Source organism: Bacteroidota bacterium (genome assembly GCA_030017895.1).
Taxonomy (GTDB): domain Bacteria; phylum Bacteroidota; class Ignavibacteria; order UBA10030; family BY39; genus JASEGV01.
In genome coordinates, this window is sequence record JASEGV010000061.1 from 1 (window position 1) to 19,191 (window position 19,191).

A 19,191-nucleotide genomic window follows, 5' to 3' on the forward strand; every position below is an offset into this window, starting at 1 on the left:
AAATCTTTTTAGCTGGCCTTTTGTTGTTTCAAATGATTATTCCTAATGACAAATCCGGGTTTAACCAATTTATGCTTTTAGGCTTTGCTGCCCACGCTGGTGGTTGCCGAATTCCCGATTATGAAATAAATGTACTCCAAGATGATAAAAATAAAGAGATGATCTACAAAATTAAAATTATTCAATATGGGAATTGTTCAATGTTAATAAATCAAAATAAGTGGGTACTTGTTCCTAAGGTACCGGGATCTTACCGAATTGTTTTCCAGAAAGAGTACACACGGGTGCCAATAAATTAAATCAACTAAGTAAACACCACAAAATCCAAAAACAGAAAAACAAGCGGCACTACGAACAGCACGCTATCGAAAAGGTCGAGCACTCCGCCGTGTCCGGGAATCAGCGTTGATGAATCTTTAACACCTGCATTGCGTTTCAATTTCGATTCTGCCAAATCGCCTAACTGTCCGAAAACCCCAACGTTTCATACCGCGCAACGTCGTTATGTACAATGTGTACTGCCTTCAATATCAACATTTTTGAAAGGATTTCATTATGAGTTACACCAATATTCTTATCGCCATCGGACTTCTTGCCTTAATGTGGTATGTCACAACAACAATCCTCATTTATGATGCTTTATGCAAGAGGAATATCAAAGTGAGCTTTCTTTTTCTGAGGTTCCTCATTCTAAAGTACGCATCGCAATACAAAGAGATCACTCTCAAGGAGACGGGGAAGGTCGGACCGCTGTTTTATCACTGGATAATTTCGATCAACATAGACCTAGCTTCAGCCATTTTCATCTTGCTCATAAGAATAGTTTAGGCAGTACGGCGTAAACGGCACATAAAACGGCAACCAACGACGCTCACATCATTTGAAAAAGAAAATAAATATCGTTTAATGCCGTTTGTCCCATTTGGGCAATGAAAAATTATAGGTCGCAAACGGCACTGCGTAAGACTGCACATGTGCAATAGATGAAGCGTATTCGTATATTAGTGTAATAACAATCGGAATATGGATGAAGAAAAAGCTAACAATCGATAATTTGATTACCGAAGCCAGGACGTTCTGTGAAAAGGAATCAAAGTTCAATAACAAGGATCTTTTCGGAGTGACAGATGGTAAGGCTGTCGGGACTTTCATCGAACACAAGTTCACTGAGCACTTGGAGGTAACCTATGACGTTACTATCGGCTCTTCAGCCAACGGCATTGATTTACCATCTGACGACATTAGTACGGATATCAAAGTTACTTCAATTGAACAACCGCAATCCTCCTGCCTGTTCCGGAATCCAAGACAAAAGATATATGGTCTCGGCTACAACTTGCTCCTCTTTGTTTACGAAAAAACAGATGACCCCACCAAGAAGGCGGCTCGATTAAATTTCATTAGTTGCTCATTCATACATAAGCAACGAACTGCTGACTATCAGATGACGAAAACAATCCGTCAGATGATTGAAAACAACGCCAACGCCGAAGACATTATTGCCTACTTCAATGACAGGAACCTTCCTGCAGACGAAATCACGATGACAGGATTGGCTGAGGAAGTGCTTAAAAACAAACCTGACCAAGGGTATCTGACCATCTCTAACGCCCTCCAATGGCGGCTTCAATACGGACGCATCGTCAAACTCACACAAAATGTTGATGGTATAGTGCGAATAATCGACAACGTCTGAGATATTCTCAATGAAAAACGCCCTTCACCATATTAAAGAAACAACGCTCGACTTCTTGAGGTCTCGATTCAAAAGGATTCAAGGATTCGATGATGCAAACAGAGAGATACTTCAATTGTCGGGCATTAACGATTTTTTCTTGGCCGAAAAAGACTTCCAACTTTTCTTAGAACTTCTCGTACCACGTCCAAAGGTCGCTGAGACGACAATGAGGCGAGAATACGGAGATTTCCAAACGCCACATAATCTAAGCAAGACTGTCTGTGATTCCCTCCTTTCATCTGGAATATCACCAGAGGTTCTCATTGAACCAACTTTCGGCAAAGGCTCATTTATTCTCTCGGCACTAAAAACATTTCCTACCCTTCGTCAAGTTTATGGATTAGAAATCTATGAACCGTATTGCTGGTATACGAAATTTTCAATTCTTGAACTCTTTATCGACAATCCAAATTTCAACCACCCATCAATTTATCTTTACCATGAAGACGTTTTCAAATCCGACTTCCGTAAACTTGTTGAAACCAACAACAAGTGGGAATCCCTGCCCGACACCTGCCCCACAGCTTGCAGGCGGAGATGGCAGGCGGGCATCCCTTTGGGACAAGAGATACTTGTTTTAGGTAACCCACCTTGGGTAACAAACTCTGAGTTAAGTACACTTAATTCCACTAATATTCCGACCAAGGGCAATTTCAAGTCACATAACGGATTAGACGCAATTACTGGAAAGGGTAACTTCGACATCGGTGAGTATATTATATTGATGATGCTTAATGCTTTTTCAGATCGAAGCGGTTGTCTAGCAATGCTGGCAAAGAATTCCGTCATCAAGAATGTTCTTCAGGATCTGCCTAACACTACTTACCCAATATCCAATATTGTTGCATTGAAGTTTGATGCAAAGCTACACTTCAATGCATCCGTTGATGCATCCCTCTTTCGATGCAACTTTGGATCCCGCAAAGCGGGACAAGACCGGTTAACGTGCAAAGTAGCATCGCTCGTTTCACCACAGTCTGTTGAAAGCGAATTTGGGTGGGTAGGAAACAAGTTTGTCTCTAACATCGCTGCATATCAAGAGACTCAATCTTATGATGGATCCAGCCCGTTTGTCTGGCGACAGGGCGTCAAACACGATTGTTCCAAAATATTAGAGTTAGACTTGGTCGAAGGTAAGTATAGGAATGGTTTCAATGACTTTGTTGACATTGAAGATGACCTTGTATTTCCTTTAGTCAAGAGTTCAGACGTTCAGAATTCACCATTATCAATACCTCGCAAGTTTGTCATTATAACTCAGAAGAAGGTTGGTGATGACACGACATATATTGCCGAGAGGTTTCCACGCCTGAATCGGTACCTCTCTACCAATCTTAAATTCCTTTCAGAACGGAAGTCAAGCATCTATAGTGGAAAATCCGAGTATGCCATCTTCGGCATTGGAGAGTATTCGTTTAAGCCTTACAAGGTTGCAATTTCAGGTTTGTACAAGAAACCTGACTTCTCACTCGTACAGCCATACACTGGCAAGCCAACGATGTTAGATGATACGTGCTACTTTCTCGGCTTTGACGATCAAACACAAGCTGCATTTGGTTTGATTATTTTAAACAGCGAACCTGTTCAAAAGCTGCTTCGCTCTTTGACGTTCTTAGAGGCTAAACGACCTTATACCAAGGATATTCTGATGCGCATCGACATTCTCAAGGTCGCCGAACACCTTGGTTTTGACTCCGTAAGACGTGGCAAACTCGGGGATAAATTACCAGAAAGTATTTTGCAGTTACTAACTCGGGAAAAGTGGGTTGAGTTCTTGGCAAGTTGCGAGAGTGTCTCTCAATCCAAACCTCAGTATTCTCTCTTCGGGTAACCATCCATTCTATCAACGGTATAGTTTCCCAAACTGTCTAATCGGCACCGCAGCTAACGGTGCAAATGGTGATCCTAAGAATTCCATAGGAATGTCATCACATCGTGACCACTACTAAAGTAAATTATTTTTGAGAAAAAGTGAGGGGTTGTAAATTATGTGAACACAATAAAATCCGCAAATTATCCAAAAACTATAATATGCACGCATGGTGAATTGCATCGTTGTTAATATTTTACTATTATTGAAGCATGAAAACCCTCACTTTACATATACCGGATACAGTTGATCTGGACGACAAAGAAGTTGCAATGCTTGTTGCCACCCGGCTTTACGAAAAAGGTAAACTCTCCCTCGGGCAAGCTGCTGAACTTGTGGGTTTAACTAAGCGAACTTTTGCTGAATTGCTTGTAAGATACGACGTTTCAATATTTAATTATCCGGCTTCCGATTTATCAAGAGACGTTAAGAATGCCTGACAACATAATTTCTGATACAAGCTGTTTTACTGTGTTGACAAATATTGGAGAATTGGACCTGCTTCAAAAAACCTACGGTCAGGTAATTACAACAAATGAGGTTGCAACCGAATTTGGACAACAATTACCCGATCGGGTAAAAATCAAATCAACAACAGACAAGTACAAACAACAAATACTAGAACTTCAGGTTGATAATAAAATACGAAAATCAGATTTTCGATTGACAAAGGAAATTGAGCTACAAGCCCTGAATGAGGCTGGTGAATAGCATCTGCATATATTAACTGAACACAATAAAATCCAGATAAAGAAAAACAAGCGGTGCTACGAACAGCACGCTATCGAAACGGTCGAGCACTCCGCCGTGTCCGGGAATCAGCGTTGATGAATCTTTAACACCTGCATCGCGTTTCAGTTTCGATTCTGCTAAATCGCCCAACTGTCCGAAAACCCCCACGATTACACCGATAACAACAGCATTCTCAGATGACAAATAATCGAGAACAAGATATTTTGCCGCTACCACAAAAGCAATTGCAAAAATAAATCCACTTATCGCACCTTCCCAAGTTTTGTTCGGACTGACGCGTTCAAAAAGTTTATGCTTCCCAAAAAGTTTGCCGCCAAAATATGCCGCAGTGTCGCAAATCCAAATCGTTGAAAAAATTGTTAAAACCGTGTATCCTCCCCACAAATAAATCTGATCTTTTATACTATCGGACAAGTTCACTTCGACAGGAAAAAATCGGTAAACCGGAAAATCGAAAGGTATAAATAACTCGCGCATGCCAACCAAAGTACCAAAAAAAAGAGGAACGTAAAAAATTCCTAATACTGTTGTTGAAATGTTTTGAATAGCATTATCCCTGTTGCGGAACATCTCCACCAATAAAATAGTAATAACTGCTAACACAGAAATAATCAAGATTAACTGTGCTTGAGAAGGGAATGGTATGGATATGTTATACTGTTCAAAAAACTCAACCACAAAAATTTGTACCTTTTTATGGAAGAAGGATAAAATAATTAGACTGCCGGTAAATAAACCAAGACCGGTTATCGGTTTCGAACCTTTGACCGCAGCTAATTTATAAAATTCGTTTTGTGCTAAAAAAGAAATAAGTAAAACGAACAATAGAAAAAAAATATTTCCAAAAATTGTAAGAAGTATAATTATTGGAATAGTCAAAACGGCTGTCAGGATACGGACAGTAAAGTTACTCAATTTATAAACCTATTCCTCGTCTGAATCTTCGCTGAAGAGGTCAATTTTTTTTAGGTATCCTTCAGCTTCACCAAGATTTTTCTTATAAACCATCACCTTCACAACAGCCATATCACCTATTACAAGCCCTAAAGCGTGGTCGCGCTGTGAAAATACCATACAAGGAATGTTTGCACCTTCCAGGTTCGCCCTTACCATTTCAGCTTCGTATTCGATGTTGGTCGTAAAAACTACAGCCCAGTCTTCCGATATTTTAACATGTTCGTCTTGACTGCAAAAAATCCTGTTTTGATGTTCAACTGAGCAATCAGTGCAAACCGCTTTTCCACAGACTACACAGCAACCTAATGCTTGACCTTCAGTGTGAGTTTCACACATTATTTCATCTTCGTCAGCCAGAAATTCGGATTGCAGATAACCGCAATGAGGGCAAAAAATATGTTTTTCAATTAATAATTCATCGCAGTTGAAGCACGCATACGGTTCGCCGGCTAATAGAGTGTAATTACAATCCGGACATATTGTGCTGCCTTCTACATATTCATAGCTGCATTTGGGACAGTATGGCATTTTATACCTCGCTTTTAATTTTTGTTAGTAAGTTAGATGCACGAATAAAATAATACATTATGATGAAAAAAACCAATAAAAAAAACACGAACGATAATAATAAAATTTCGGGGGACATTGCGGATGGTTTTCCTGTGATTAAAGCATCCTCGTCGTATTTTAGATAAATAGCAAAAACCGCAATGGCATTATTAAAAAAATGAGCCGCAATTGGGACCATTAAGCTGCCCGATTTTAAGACCAAGAAACCTAAATAAATTCCGATGATTGCCAGCGGAACGAATGTAAACGGATTGAGATGAAAAGCTCCGAAAATAATTCCCGTGAAGATAACGCCCTTTAGGGGAGTCAGTCCACGCTCCAAACTTCTTTGTACCAATCCTCTAAAAAGAAACTCTTCTGCAAAAGCCGGAACAACTGCAATAACAAACAGCACAAAAAACAATTCCTGAATATTTGAAGCACCTGCAACTTGCTTATATAATTGTTCGATAGATTTTTTTATCGATTCCACAAAAGGTTGTATGCTTTCGGGTAATGGTATCATATCCTGAACAGTTAAATAAACCTGAAGCATCTGCCCTAATGCAAACATCCCGAACATCGCAAGAATAATTTGTATTAAACTTGTCGATTTGAATCTTAAATAATCACGTATATTTGTCGATGCCAATTTCGTAAGCAATATAGTGGGAACGAGCAAAAATATAATCTGACTAAAAACAGTCAGCCATCGGATACCGTTCACGGTTTGCTCGTTTATTTGTCCTTGAAAGAACAGATAGGCAAGCGCTCCCCCGATTATCTGATAAGTAGTGAAAAGAATTATGAGAGAAATAAACGAGAACAGCACAGGCGAAATGTTATGACGTTCTAAAAAATTCATTTTTTATTTCGTTCATTAATCATTGCATACAATAGCGGAATCATAATTTCGTGGTGTCCAATAAAATTAAATCCCTTACCGCCTGCTTGAGTAGGTCGTGTAACAATATTCATATACGGACGGTATTGGGGCAGCATATCGAAATTGGCAGTAGAGAATTTAGCCGTTTTATATCCGAGATTCCGAGTTACTGTGAGAGTTTTTAAAAATACCTCGGGCATAATTACTGCTGAACCGATGTTTATAACAACTCCGCCGTCCACAAGGTCTTTTACTGAATTACATAAAACTTTGAAATCACGGAACGACATCTCGCCGGTCGCCGCCCCGTCCATAGTTGGTTGCTGATGAATAATATCCGTACCGATTGCCGCATGAACAGTTACCGGAACGTTTAACTTAATGCCTGAAGCTAAAATACTGTATTTTAAATTTGGAGCTTTTCGTTTAATCAATTCTCGACCGATTGCCTCCCCGTAACCGATGTTGCTTGTGGTGCTTATTCGTTGCAATGTAACATTTATCAATTCTCCTGTTTCGCGAGCCATACCAAAATATCCATCTAAAATATTCTCGGCAACATCTTCCGATGTATTACCGAACATAGCAGTTTCTACATCGTGAATTGCAGCAGCGCTGTTCATACCGATTGCAGTTATAATATTATTTTTTATCAGGTCGATAATCAGCGGCGACAATCCTACTTTTATCACGTGTGCCCCCATCAGAACAATTACCGGCTTATTTTTTTTGCGAGCTTGCAGAATAATATCAACGAACAAATTTAAATCTTTTGCTGCAAGTATATTCGGAAACGAACCGAGAAAACTTTGCAAGCTGTTTTTACCCGGTTCATAAACTTTTGCAAAAGCCTCGGGGGTTACTTTGCTTTTTCTCAATTTGATAGAAATGGTTTTTACTTTTGTTATATCAATTTGTTTAAAGTTCCTCATTATTTCACCTTTGCATTAATTCCGCCCGGAATACCTGAATACTTCGTTAATTCGGCAGTTATTGAACCTACAATTACTCTCGATTTCACCATCACCGGAATTTTTTTCTCATCATCGGTCAGCCAGATGAGCAATGTTCCCTCGGCTTTGAATAATCCGCCTCCTTGAATTATCGGTTCTATGATGATCGTGTTGAAAGTTCCGGCTTTTACTTCGACTTTTTGTCTCCCTTTAAATTTTACTTCCAATGTATATATAGTATCTTTATAGAAATTTTTCAGTTCTGTTCTTTGACCGGGTTTCATTTTCGAAAAATCGAGCGTTCGTGTAAAATAAAAAGCTGAAAGAATATCATGGGCATACTGATCGATTGGATGTGTGCCCTCGTTCGTTTTAGCGATATTCAAAATATGATCGAACTCAGCTTCGAAATCGCGTTTATACCCCCCTTCCCGGATATGCTGCTCGAAACGCCATGGGAAGATTCCCTCAGCATCAATTACGGATACATATTTATCTTCAACTTTATAAAAAGTAGAAAAAAACGGGAGCGAATTAACACGCGATTCTATGTAAAAGCTTTTACGACCTCTGTAATCCTCGTATTTCGGAATTTCCAAAACTGCTTTGCCCGCAACTATAAACCCATATCTAACATCAAATTCCAAATGTTCGCCAACTGAAAAAGCATCGTTTTTATGTTTTCGCAGTTCAGCGACTATAGGACTGCGGTTAATAGTATCATTTGTTAAGTTTTGGAGATAAGCATTTTCAGCGAATATAATAACAAACAGCAGCACGATAACGATTTTGTATAACTTTTTCATGTTATTTTCCAATTCTTTTATTCTGTTGATTAAGAAAATTTTTCGCAGCTTCAAAAACTTCATCTGCCGAAATAGTATCCATACACTCACATCTTATTTTTCCATTTTTACATTTGTTACAGTCAGCCGGTTTGCCGGATGGAGTAAATACTTTTTTCTTCTCAGTGTATGGACCCCAACGCTGCGGACTTAATGCCGTGATTTGCGGATAGAAGCCGATAACATTCGTTCCGACAGCCGCTGCAATATGAATTGTTCCGGTTGAATTACTGATAAATAACTCAGCTAATTTTGCTAATGCTGCAAATTCCAAAAGCGAAAATTCCCCCGCTTTTCCCACAACATTCCCCCCGATTGCCCGCTTCAAATTTTCAACAAGTTGATGTTCGTTCAACCCGCCGGTGATTACTATTTTTACATCTTGAAGCACCGATATTTTTTTGCCAAGCTCTGCAAATTTTTCGATGCCCCAATCGCGAGATGAACCTCCGCTGCCGGGATGTATTATCACAATTTTATCTGAAGAATTTATTCCAATATTTTCTAACCTCTGTTTAACATTCCGGGCTAATTCTTCACCAACCATAATCCAGGGCTGTTCTACTTTTTTTAAAGAGATTCCAACCGCATCTAACAAACTCAAGTTATATTCGAGTTCGTGTTTCTTTGCATCTTTCCTGTGCTCGAATATCCGTTTGTTGAAAAGAAGCGAATACAATCTATAACCTGAACCAACACGGAATTTAACTCCAGCCAAAAAAAGGAGGAGCGCTATTCTGAACCGGGGGAATGCTATAAAAGCTACATCAAACTTATGACGGCGAAGAATTTTCAACATTTTACAAAAAGGTACAAGTCCATTAGTGTCGTCGTATAAAATCGTTTCATCGACACTTGTAGAATTTTGAACAAGCTCCGATGTATATCTCCTGACCATCATAGCTATATAAGCATCAGGATGATTTAGTTTGAGTATATCGACCATAGGAAGCGTTAGGACGACATCTCCAATCCTGTCGGTTCTGACTACTAAAATGCGCAGGGGTTCGCTCATTAAGTTGTTGTTTTATTTTTAATATATTTAAAACGGAAGGAAATTGCAAAGCATCGGGATAAATTCGTTCCTTCTAATCATCCGAAGCGGAATGCAAAGGTGGATCAATAATTTTATTTTCTTTAATAAATTTTTTCTCTTGTACAAGCTCGTTATGTTTATTTAAATATTGGGTCAAATCTTCTCCCCTTTTAGCTGCTTCTTTCATAAGAAATTGGTTGTAGGTAAGTTGCTTCTGGATTTCATTTTTATAAATAGCTCGTATTGCATCGCGTGCAATCTGTCGGGCATCCCCCTTAGCTACTTCTACCCCATCCTCTTCCCAACGGCTGCTCAATTGATATTTACTAAAGATCAGTTCTGTTATAAAATGTTTTAGTTTTTCTAAATCTTCTGCTGAAATTTGGGTGTCTCCGGAAACATAATTGAAAACTGATGGTGCATCTATCTGCTCGTTAGTTTCGTGCAATATTTTTAAAATGTTTGCCAACATCGAAGAATGTTTATTTGTAAATTGTTCCGGAGTCAGATATTGAAAAACAAAACCGGCAATATCATTCCCACCATTGAGTATGGCGTGCAATAAATCGCGCTCAGATTTCGGAACCTCATCAACGTCTTCTGTATTCCGATTGCCATTAAAACCGGAATCCTCTGAAAGGTTTGCCATATCTAATTCAGTCGGTGGTGAAGAAATTTCATCTTGTATATTAGTAAATGTTTCGCTACGGCGGAGGTCGTCTTTGATATATTTTTCCAACTCCTTTTGAAGGACCGATTCGTACAAACCATATTTTTCAGCCACATCTTGAATGTAAAAATTTCTTTTTATCGAGTCTTTAATCTTTGCAATTGTTTGAATAATTTTTCGCACTGCTTTCGTCTGCCCTTCGGGAGTTTTAAAGTATCCCTCTGTCTCAAACGCCTGAGCCATAAAATCGATAAAAGATATTGAGTTCTGAATCAGATTCTGAAATTTTTCTCTCCCAAATTTTTCTATATACGAATCGGGGTCTTCGGGGGTTGGTAACTTTGCGACTCTAACATCAAGGTCATTTTCAAGAACCAAATCCACTCCACGCATAGTAGCTTTCGATCCTGCCGAATCGGCATCGTAAACAATGGTTATGTTCTTTGTGTATCTGGCGATCAGCTGGATTTGTTCGACGGTCAAAGCGGTGCCACTCGAAGCAACAACATTCTTAAAACCGGCTTGAAATGTTTTAAGATGGTCGGTATAACCTTCTACTAAAATTACAAAATCTTTTTCACGCATCGCCTCTTTTGCCTGATGAATTCCGTAAAGCACGCGGCTTTTGTTGTAGATAGGCGTTTCGGGTGAGTTGATATATTTAGCTAACTGGTCGTCGTCATAAATTTTTCTGGCACCAAAGCCGATAACTCTTCCCGTTGTGGAAAATACAGGAAACATAGCGCGCCCTCTGAAGTAGTCATAATAACTGCCATCTTCACGCTTTCTTACAAGTCCTACTTTTTCTAAATACTCAAGCTGAATTTTTTGCGACTCAGCGTGCTGGATTAATCCGTCCCATGAATTTGGCGAGTAACCAAGCCCAAACATTTTAATTGTTTCTTCTGTTAATCCTCGTTTACGTAAATAATCGAGTGCAAACTTGCCTTCAGTTGTACTGATGAGATTATTGTAGAAAAAAAGTGCCCCCATCCTGCATATTGCATACAAATCTTCCTGTTCACGTGCAGCGTCTTCCGTTTCCGGCGAGTATGCAGGAAGTTGAATGCCTGCCATCTCAGCGAGCGATCGTGCCGCTTCGATGAAGGAAATTTTTTCCATCTCCATCAAAAAGGTGAACGCATTACCGCCGACACTGCATCCGAAACAATGATACATCTGTTTGTCGGGCGAAACGTTAAACGAAGGTGTTTTCTCGTTATGAAACGGGCACAAACCAATATAGTTTTTCCCACGCTTCTTCAGCTTTACAAATGAACCGATGAACTCAACAATGTCGATTGCATTCCTGATTTCTTCTATTTTTTCCTGTGATAGTCGCAATTAGTATTAACTCAATTTTTCTGATGTGAATTTACGGATTTTGAGAGTTGGAAGCAAAGGAGACAGTTGAAAAGTGATTAAGTTTTTTGATATATTAATAATGTTATGGGCTTGACTATTCATTACACTGGCAGTTTTAATAGTTTGAATAATTTCACAGTTTTTGATGAAGGACAAAATTGGGAGAGCGAAGATGAAAAATTGTTAGAAGATATTTTTAAACGATATACTGATTTCATGGATGATTTTTCCACTGCCCTAGAAAATTACCCGATGAGAGGGGGAGAAACTTTTGAAACCTATTAAGAAATGATAAATCTGCTCATCCGCCATTCCACCAGAAAATAATCAGCTGATTAACAAAAAAACCCCAACCATTTCTTGGTCGGGGTTTTTATTTAAGCATCTATTATACTTCCACAGGTTCGGGTTGTAACTTCTTCACGTTTTTCTTTTTCTTCAGATATGGCTGCTCAACCTGTGTAGTCGGTTCGGGTTCTTCTTCAACGTCCGGGTAAGTGAAAATATCGTACTTGTAATTTCGTAAAATCACCTGATTGCCGGCTCTGCCAATTACATACTGCGGCAACAGCGGAATTTTTCCACCGCCACCGGGCGCATCAATAACATAATATGGTATTGCAAGTCCCGATGTATGTCCGCGTAGTTTATCCATAATCTCCAAACCCTTACTTACGGGAGTGCGGAAATGATTTGCACCCTTTGTTATATCGGCTTGATACAGATAGTATGGTTTAACACGCATAGTTAAAAGTTTTCGCATCAACTCCAACATTACGTCGGAATCGTCGTTGACACCTTTCATCAGCACTGCCTGATTGCCGAGCGGAATGCCGGCATCGGCTAACATCTCGCATGCTTTTTTTGCTTCGGGAGTAATTTCCCAAGGATGGTTGAAATGTGTATTGATATAAATGGGATGATACTTGCGCAGCATCTTTGTTAACTTCGGAGTAATCCGTTGAGGTAACACACAGGGCATTTTAGTACCGAGGCGGATTATTTCGATGTGAGGTATATCCCTCAATCCTTTAAGAATTTTTTCTAACATAAAATCGGTCAGCATAAGGGGATCGCCGCCCGAAAGAATTACATCGCGGATTTCAGGGTGCGCCGCAATGTAGTTAATTCCATCTTGTATAAATTTCATATTTATCTTTGATGAATCGCCTACTTTACGCTTCCGTGTGCAGAAGCGGCAATACATCGAGCATTGACTTGTTGTAAGAAACAACACCCTATCGGGATAGCGGTGAACAATGCTTGGAACAGGACTGTGCGAATCTTCAGCCAATGGATCTTCGGGAAATCCATCGTTTTCCAACTCCTTTTCCGAAGGTATGCACTGAATCCAGATCGGGTCGCCCGGATACCTGATTAAACTTAAATAGTAAGGGTTTATGCGGATGTGAAAGAGTTTGTTAAGCCGTTCTGCTAATTCGTTATCGAAGCCGAAACGTTCAATTAAATCTTTTGAGCTATCGACACTCTTTCGTAGCATTTCTTGCCAAAGTTCCATACAAACCTAAATTCCTCCAATGAATTTGTTATACATATTTCTATAGATATTTTCCATAAACTAAAAGGTCGTCGCCGACTTTATAATATTCTTTTATTCTTGATAAAATTTCATACCCGGCGCTTACATAAAAATCGCAGGTCTTTTGATACTTCGGTTGCGATGATGTTTCTGCTACCAAAAGTCGTCCGTTATTTTTTTTCACCGTTTCTTCTGCATATTTGATCAACTGTTTTCCAACACCTTTACCTTGTGCAACCGGTGAAACTGCGATCCAATATAAATCGTAAGTTCCTTCGGTTAACGGTGTAGGTCCGATGCAGATGTAACCTAAAACTTTGTTCCCTTCGGCTGCTGTGTATAAATCGTAATCTTTTTGATTAGGATTATTCAGGAACAGATCAACAAGTTCGATTGCTACATCGACTTCAGCTTCTGTAAACGATTCAGTATGAACCAGTAAATTGCGTACGGGTTCTTTATCGCCTTGTTCAAATTTTCTGATAGTTATGGACATCTTTCAAGCGCCAGTTCAACTATTTTATTTGTCATCTCTTCGAAAGTCATTCCGGATGTTCTTGCCGCGCGGGCAAAACCTGCATCGGCTGCGATATCCGGATTTGGATTTACTTCCAATATATATGGTTTGTATTCTTTGGTCAAACGAAAATCAACTCTTGCGTAATCGCGGCAGCCAATAATACTGTATGCCTTCAAAGCCATCGACTGTAAATTTTTAGCAACAGTTTCAGGCAACGGTGCCGGGCAAATGCCTTTTGTGCATTCGAATTCGTCAGTCCCTTTCATCCACTTTGCGTTGTATGTAATAATTTTATGATAATTATCGGGCAGTGTGGACATATCCACTTCGGAAACAGGCAGAGCAGTCGGGTTGGAGTTTCCAATAACAGCAACATTGATCTCACGTCCTTCAATATATTCTTCTAGCAATGCCGGTTGGATGAATTTTTCGATTACAAAGCTAACGCGCTTCTTTAAATCTTCTAAATTATAGACAACCGAATCGTTGCTAATTCCGACACTCGCATCTTCACGCGATGGTTTTACTATAATCGGAAACGACAATCCATCTTCGGATATCAGGTCGTCCGGATTTTTTATCACTCGAAACTTCGGAGTCGGCAGATTATGATAACTTAAAATTTCCTTCACTCGCATTTTGTTCTGTGCCAAGCCAAGTGTAAACGCAGTGGCACCGGTGTAAGGGATTCCCAACAATTCAAAAATACCAGCAACGTGCATTTCGTGTATCGACTCAGTCCCGATACTTTCACAAATGTTAAATATCACATCCGGCTTTTCCTTTTTGAGGAAATCGATCAATCTGTAAATATCGCTGTTCACATTAAACAAAGTGGCTCGGTAACCCATTACCTCCAATGCTCGTTTAATATCGTTCATTTCGTCAAGCACAGCGGCTTCCGACATATCAACCATTATATCAGCATCGGTTTGCGAAACTTCTCCCCCTTCATATAAAACTCCCGTTTCGGAAATAAATTTCCTGCCTGTGGGTGTTGTAACCGTCGGTTCGTTATAAATTAAAGCAATATGTATCTTTTTATTCATTCAAATCTAATTATCTGTTTTATTATTCATCAGTCCATACCTCTCGGCAGCATTATGCAAAACTTGTTGCATCAGTTGGTTGTAATTCAAACCAGCCGAACGGGCTGCTTTGGGGAAACAGGAATTATCTTCCGGCTTCGGTAATATACCGGGCAATGGGTTCAGTTCAAGAATGTTAGGTTTGCCATCGGCGTCTAAACGCACATCTATGCGGCACCAATCGCGGCATCGCATAACTTTATAAGTTTTCAAACAAACATCTTCGATTTCAGTTTGAAGAGCAGGTGAAATACTTGCAGGACACTCGAATATATCTAACGGCGATTCTGAGTTATCCCAAATCCATTTTGCTTCGTAAGAATAAATTGGATTTACATTTTGTGGGAGCGAATCGAATTTGATTTCGACTATCGGAAGAACACGAACATCACGTCCGTTACCGAGAAGCGCCACTGTGAATTCACGCCCTTCGATAAATTGTTCTACCAAAGCCGATTGGTTGTAAGTTTCTAACACAAATTTTACCTGTGCAACTAACTCGTCCCAGTTCCGGACAATAGACGCATTGTAAATACCCTTGCTCGAACCCTCGTGTTGTGGCTTTACGATACTTGGGAAACGGACAGAAGCGCCGGCTAATTCAGAAAGTTGGGAGATTAAAACAAAAGAAGGTGTAGGAATACCATTATATGTGAGAATTTCTTTAGTCCTTGCTTTATCGAGGCACAAACCGAGAGTTAAGGGGTCGGAACCGGTGTAAGGAATTTGGAGAAGTTCTAATATGGCAGGTATCTGTGCTTCACGCGAAACACCGCTTAATCCTTCGGCGATATTAAAAACAATATCCGGTTTTAATTGCTGAAGTTTATGGTAAGCATACTCGTCCGCTTCTATCATAGTTACGTTGTGTATTTCTGCAAGAGCTTGACGCACTGCATCTATAGTTTCAAACGTGTCCCACTCTGCATAGATATCTGCGGATGTATTCACCGGTGTATCACTAAATTTTCCCGAACTTAAATTATCTGTTTGTCCGGGAGGCTCGCTGTTCTTTTCTTCTTCAAGGTCTTCCTTCTTTTGATTATATACGAGCGCAACATTCAACGGAAGATTTATCAACGAACTCGTTCGTTCCTCATTTATTGTTAGACATATTTTTTATTTACTTCGTATCGACTGCTTTTTTTTTGTTGATTTTATTTTTGCAATCAATACTCACGGTGTAAATATAAACTTTTTTGTGTAGAAGTCAAGTAAAAAATGCATTTTGAAGAAAAAAATTATTTTTTTTTTATAAAGGAGTGTGTGAGATTTTTTTCTCGGTCAACCGACATCGATATAGGTGAGAGATGTTTTTAACTTTTCGAAAAAATATTTTCGGAGTGATTGATGTTCTTGATTACGAAGGTGTGGGTCGTCTGCAACGAGTTGAAAAGCTTCTTGTCGAGCTAATGTTATGATGGGTCCGTCGTCGAGGACGTTAGCGATATGAAGTTCAGGCAAACCGCTTTGTCGTGTGCCGAAGAAATCGCCCGGACCTCGAAGCTTCAAATCTACTTCTGAAATTTTAAATCCATCATTAGTTACAAGCATTGTTTGGATGCGGGTTAAAATTTTTTGTCTCTCTAATTCATTGATATTATTAGAGTTATGGGAATCGAATATTTCGATATTTTCTGTTCGCCGTTTTATAATTCGAGCTAACCAATCGGGAACGACTAAAACACAATGCGATTGTTCAGCGCCTCGCCCGACTCTGCCGCGTAACTGATGCAATTGAGAAAGTCCGAACCTTTCCGAATGTTCGATCACCATCATTGTTGCGTTCGGTATATCGATACCGACTTCAATTACTGTTGTTGAGACGAGAATGTGAAGTTGCTTTGCTTTGAAAGCTTCCATGACCTGATCTTTTTCCTCTGACGATATCCTGCCGTGTATCAATCCCACCTTCAGGTCGGCGAATATCGTATCGCGGAACATTTCATAACTCTCCACCGCTGCCTTCAAGTCAACCTTCTCCGATTCTTCAATCAACGGATAAATTATATATACTTGTTGTCCCTTCCGGACTGTCGCTCGAATCATCGTGTATAACCGTTCGCTTTCCGGTTCAGCTAACATCAGTGTCTTTATCTGTTTCCTGTTCTTCGGCATCTCATCGATAATTGAAACATCCAAATCGCCGTAAACTGTCAGCGAGAGTGTTCTCGGTATCGGCGTGGCTGTCATTACCAAAACATCAGGATGAACATTAACGCTCTCCTTCCCTTTCCGCACAAGCTCCGCTCTTTGGTCAACACCAAAGCGGTGCTGCTCGTCGATAACAACAAAACCTAAGTTAGCAAACTCAACACTTTCCTGTATCAAAGCGTGAGTTCCTACAATTATGTTAGCTCTTCCGTATCTGACGTCTCCTAAAATATCATCTCTTAACTTTTTCCGCTGCCCGCCGATTAACAAATGAGTGTTTACATTCACCCCTCTTAAAAACTGGGCGATTGTTTTATAGTGCTGTTCGGCTAAAATTTCGGTAGGCGCCATAAATGCAACCTGATATCCGTTATCTATTGCTATCAGCATCGCAATCAAAGCCACAACCGTTTTGCCGCTGCCAACATCGCCTTGAAGCAAGCGGTTCATCTGCTTCGGCTGACTCATATCGTTGGCAATTTCTTTTACTACTTTTATTTGGGCTTTCGTGAGTTTAAACTGGAGCGAATCGACTAACTTACGGGCTAAATTACTTTTCACATTAAACGAAATTCCGGGAGTTTGAACTTTGGTTTTCATTTTCCGGTAGGCAAGTAAAAGCTGGAAGCAAAACCATTCATCAAATTTCAAGCGATAACGGGAAGCATTTTTATATTCGACTGTTTCGGGAAAGTGAATATTCCGCAAAGCGACAGAAAGCGGAAGCAGGTTTAAACGACTCAAAAAGCTTTCGGGGAAAAATTCTTCCGCTTGTTCTGCAAAATTATCGACAACCTCTTTCATAATTTTACGAAGCACTGTATCGGTAATTCGAAGGTTTCTAAAATCTTCCCCCGAAGAATATTTTGGTATTATACCCTTCGTGTGTAAAAAACCTTTCAGTTTATCTTCGTCACCCATTTCCAGTCGATCGATGCGCGGATGTACAAATTGCGGACGGTTTTGGAAAAAATTAAGCTTCCCGGAAACAGCTAACATTTCGCCAACTTGAAAAGCCGATTTAAAATAGTTTGCATTTTGAAAGAAAACGAGTGAAATTGTGCCCGTAGCATCGCCTAATGCTATTACACATTTCCGCTTTGGAGGTCTGCCTGCTATATCGATAGCACGGATGCTGCCAACCACTGATATTCGTTTAGTGGTATCGGTAATGCGGTGGAGTGAGCTGATTTCAGAAACCTGCGTCAGGTCGAAATAATCGAATGGAAAATAGTAGAGCAACTCGTGCACGGTATTGATTCCACGATTCGCAAAAGCTTCGGCACGTTTGGGACCGATACCTTTGATAAACTGAACAGGAGTATTCAGATCGTATTTAATTACACTCTTCACGGGAAGTAATATAATAAAAATTCGTTAACTAACGGAATAAAAAAAGCCGATAATTCATTGAACTATTTAATCATTTATCCATTTATCTTCTTCACCGATGATTTTCAGCCGGCGGATTACCATATCTTGAATATGCTCAATAAATATATGCGGTTGCGTTTCATATATTGGTTCTTGTTCCTTCATGATTGATTCTCTCCTGTCTTCCGCACTTATAGAAATAGTAACGAAGGTTGGATATTTTCCGGGTTAGGTAATTTAAAGGCAACCTTGCGAAGGTTTGAAACCTTATTAAGGTTTTACTGGAGACTGTGGTAAATCAAAAAAATCTTTTGTACTACAAATGAAACAAATTGCTCTTTCTCGACTTTCTGCAAATCACCAAGTATTGTTTTGAAAGATTTCACAACTCGATACTGTAAAGCTTCATAATAAGTTTCTCTATTGATGCCTGTATATGATTGATTTTATTTATGGTAGCTTTGATTTGTTCTGAAATTTCTGTTTTCTTTTCAGTTAAGAGTTTTGGGTCGAGTGGCAATTCCACGTTGTCAAGAATTTCTTTGAGCGATTTTTGCTTATAATCTTCAAGAATAGTACTGAGCAAATCAATCATGCTTTTTTCAGCCTTGATTTCAACAACAGAACTATCGGCGCCGATTAGCCTTAAGACTGCTTTTGATTCAAAAAGTGTTTCTCCGACCATCTGATATTTTACTAACGTAAATTTTTCTGGTTCAATATGCCCGATTGAGTAAGTGATGGCATCATTTCGTTTCAGTGGTCGTGCGCCTTTCCAACCGAGACTATTGACGATAGTTTTCTCATTCAGAGCAGGGGTATCGTCGTCAAAATATTTTTTATTAAGGGCGGTTCCAAAAATTGACTTATTGAATACTTTTTTTGTATATTTA

General features: G+C 39.5%; 19 protein-coding genes and 1 pseudogene. 6 read left to right on the top strand and 14 right to left on the bottom strand.

Annotated elements, in window-relative coordinates; translation table 11 throughout:
* The coding region (locus tag QME58_11090; protein MDI6804372.1) for a hypothetical protein at positions 1-299 on the top strand (299 nt) is incomplete at its 5' end.
* 5 nt (positions 300-304) lie between these two features.
* Here QME58_11090 and QME58_11095 read toward each other — a convergent pair.
* Positions 305-481 (bottom strand): annotated as a pseudogene (locus QME58_11095) (phosphatidate cytidylyltransferase).
* Positions 482-1,027: 546 nt separating this feature from the next.
* On the opposite strand from QME58_11095, the gene QME58_11100 reads away from it, so the two are divergent.
* The 4 genes from QME58_11100 (at position 1,028) to QME58_11115 (ending at position 4,319) form a co-directional block, all read left to right on the top strand.
* A complete protein-coding gene (locus QME58_11100; protein ID MDI6804373.1) occupies positions 1,028-1,696 on the top strand; it encodes a restriction endonuclease in 669 nt (222 codons plus the stop codon).
* A 208-nt stretch (positions 1,697-1,904) separates the two neighbouring features.
* Positions 1,905-3,569, top strand: coding sequence for an SAM-dependent methyltransferase (locus QME58_11105; GenBank protein ID MDI6804374.1), 1,665 nt, complete (start codon positions 1,905-1,907; stop codon positions 3,567-3,569).
* Positions 3,570-3,820: 251 nt separating this feature from the next.
* The gene (locus QME58_11110) at positions 3,821-4,048 is read left to right on the top strand and encodes a UPF0175 family protein (GenBank protein MDI6804375.1); all 228 of its coding nucleotides are present in this window, start codon (positions 3,821-3,823) and stop codon (positions 4,046-4,048) included.
* Entirely contained in the window at positions 4,041-4,319 is a 279-nt protein-coding gene (locus QME58_11115) for a hypothetical protein (protein ID MDI6804376.1), read from the top strand. The genes QME58_11110 and QME58_11115 overlap by 8 nt, the downstream gene beginning before the upstream one ends.
* Positions 4,320-4,331: 12 nt before the next feature.
* Here QME58_11115 and QME58_11120 read toward each other — a convergent pair whose 3' ends face one another.
* The 7 genes from QME58_11120 to dnaG all read right to left on the bottom strand — a co-directional run bounded on the left by QME58_11120 (position 4,332) and on the right by dnaG (position 11,601).
* Positions 4,332-5,276: a phosphatidate cytidylyltransferase gene (locus tag QME58_11120; protein MDI6804377.1), complete on the bottom strand. Its 945-nt coding sequence runs from the start codon at positions 5,274-5,276 to the stop codon at positions 4,332-4,334.
* A gap of 9 nt (positions 5,277-5,285) precedes the next feature.
* Positions 5,286-5,846, bottom strand: coding sequence for a zinc ribbon domain-containing protein (locus QME58_11125; GenBank protein MDI6804378.1), 561 nt, complete (start codon positions 5,844-5,846; stop codon positions 5,286-5,288).
* A 1-nt stretch (position 5,847) separates the two neighbouring features.
* On the bottom strand, positions 5,848-6,732 hold the full coding sequence (locus QME58_11130) for a CPBP family intramembrane metalloprotease (GenBank protein MDI6804379.1): 885 nt from the start codon (positions 6,730-6,732) through the stop codon (positions 5,848-5,850).
* Positions 6,729-7,685 (bottom strand): hypothetical protein, encoded by a 957-nt coding sequence (locus QME58_11135; protein ID MDI6804380.1) that lies wholly within the window; start codon positions 7,683-7,685, stop codon positions 6,729-6,731. The genes QME58_11130 and QME58_11135 overlap by 4 nt, the downstream gene beginning before the upstream one ends.
* Complete coding sequence (locus QME58_11140) at positions 7,685-8,512, bottom strand: DUF3108 domain-containing protein (GenBank protein ID MDI6804381.1); 828 nt, start codon at positions 8,510-8,512, stop codon at positions 7,685-7,687. The genes QME58_11135 and QME58_11140 overlap by 1 nt, the downstream gene beginning before the upstream one ends.
* A 1-nt stretch (position 8,513) precedes the next feature.
* Complete coding sequence (locus tag QME58_11145) at positions 8,514-9,566, bottom strand: glycosyltransferase family 9 protein (GenBank protein ID MDI6804382.1); 1,053 nt, start codon at positions 9,564-9,566, stop codon at positions 8,514-8,516.
* Positions 9,567-9,639: 73 nt separating this feature from the next.
* Positions 9,640-11,601 carry a DNA primase gene (gene dnaG, locus QME58_11150; GenBank protein MDI6804383.1) on the bottom strand — a complete coding sequence of 654 codons (1,962 nt, stop codon included), beginning with the start codon at positions 11,599-11,601 and terminating at the stop codon, positions 9,640-9,642.
* A 105-nt stretch (positions 11,602-11,706) separates the two neighbouring features.
* Between dnaG and QME58_11155 the strand changes: the two genes are divergently transcribed.
* A complete protein-coding gene (locus QME58_11155) occupies positions 11,707-11,907 on the top strand; it encodes a hypothetical protein (GenBank protein MDI6804384.1) in 201 nt (66 codons plus the stop codon).
* A 103-nt stretch (positions 11,908-12,010) separates the two neighbouring features.
* Here the strand turns inward: QME58_11155 and QME58_11160 are convergent, their stop codons facing one another.
* The 6 genes from QME58_11160 to QME58_11185 form a co-directional block, all read right to left on the bottom strand.
* On the bottom strand, positions 12,011-13,141 hold the full coding sequence (locus QME58_11160; GenBank protein ID MDI6804385.1) for a KamA family radical SAM protein: 1,131 nt from the start codon (positions 13,139-13,141) through the stop codon (positions 12,011-12,013).
* A 40-nt stretch (positions 13,142-13,181) separates the two neighbouring features.
* Entirely contained in the window at positions 13,182-13,658 is a 477-nt protein-coding gene (locus QME58_11165) for a GNAT family N-acetyltransferase (GenBank protein MDI6804386.1), read from the bottom strand.
* A complete protein-coding gene (locus QME58_11170; GenBank protein MDI6804387.1) occupies positions 13,649-14,731 on the bottom strand; it encodes an ATP-grasp domain-containing protein in 1,083 nt (360 codons plus the stop codon). Before QME58_11170 ends, QME58_11165 begins: the two co-directional genes overlap by 10 nt.
* 6 nt (positions 14,732-14,737) lie before the next feature.
* The gene (locus QME58_11175) at positions 14,738-15,850 is read right to left on the bottom strand and encodes an ATP-grasp domain-containing protein (protein MDI6804388.1); all 1,113 of its coding nucleotides are present in this window, start codon (positions 15,848-15,850) and stop codon (positions 14,738-14,740) included.
* A gap of 204 nt (positions 15,851-16,054) precedes the next feature.
* The gene (recG, locus tag QME58_11180) at positions 16,055-18,277 is read right to left on the bottom strand and encodes an ATP-dependent DNA helicase RecG (GenBank protein MDI6804389.1); all 2,223 of its coding nucleotides are present in this window, start codon (positions 18,275-18,277) and stop codon (positions 16,055-16,057) included.
* Positions 18,278-18,680: 403 nt separating this feature from the next.
* Positions 18,681-19,191, bottom strand: a 511-nt coding sequence (locus QME58_11185; protein ID MDI6804390.1) for a hypothetical protein, incomplete at its 5' end; no start/stop codon positions are given.

What these genes read in the sequence shown, in the direction of transcription:
- QME58_11100 (MDI6804373.1), top strand. Translation starts at nt 1,028, where the DNA reads ATGAAGAAAAAGCTAACAATCGATAATTTGATTACCGAAGCCAGGACG.
- QME58_11105 (MDI6804374.1), top strand. Translation starts at nt 1,905, where the DNA reads ATGAGGCGAGAATACGGAGATTTCCAAACGCCACATAATCTAAGCAAG.
- QME58_11110 (MDI6804375.1), top strand. Translation starts at nt 3,821, where the DNA reads ATGAAAACCCTCACTTTACATATACCGGATACAGTTGATCTGGACGAC.
- QME58_11115 (MDI6804376.1), top strand. Translation starts at nt 4,041, where the DNA reads ATGCCTGACAACATAATTTCTGATACAAGCTGTTTTACTGTGTTGACA.
- QME58_11125 (MDI6804378.1), bottom strand. Translation starts at nt 5,846, where the DNA reads ATGCCATACTGTCCCAAATGCAGCTATGAATATGTAGAAGGCAGCACA.
- QME58_11130 (MDI6804379.1), bottom strand. Translation starts at nt 6,732, where the DNA reads ATGAATTTTTTAGAACGTCATAACATTTCGCCTGTGCTGTTCTCGTTT.
- QME58_11135 (MDI6804380.1), bottom strand. Translation starts at nt 7,685, where the DNA reads ATGAGGAACTTTAAACAAATTGATATAACAAAAGTAAAAACCATTTCT.
- QME58_11140 (MDI6804381.1), bottom strand. Translation starts at nt 8,512, where the DNA reads ATGAAAAAGTTATACAAAATCGTTATCGTGCTGCTGTTTGTTATTATA.
- QME58_11145 (MDI6804382.1), bottom strand. Translation starts at nt 9,566, where the DNA reads ATGAGCGAACCCCTGCGCATTTTAGTAGTCAGAACCGACAGGATTGGA.
- QME58_11155 (MDI6804384.1), top strand. Translation starts at nt 11,707, where the DNA reads ATGGGCTTGACTATTCATTACACTGGCAGTTTTAATAGTTTGAATAAT.
- QME58_11160 (MDI6804385.1), bottom strand. Translation starts at nt 13,141, where the DNA reads ATGGAACTTTGGCAAGAAATGCTACGAAAGAGTGTCGATAGCTCAAAA.
- QME58_11165 (MDI6804386.1), bottom strand. Translation starts at nt 13,658, where the DNA reads ATGTCCATAACTATCAGAAAATTTGAACAAGGCGATAAAGAACCCGTA.
- QME58_11170 (MDI6804387.1), bottom strand. Translation starts at nt 14,731, where the DNA reads ATGAATAAAAAGATACATATTGCTTTAATTTATAACGAACCGACGGTT.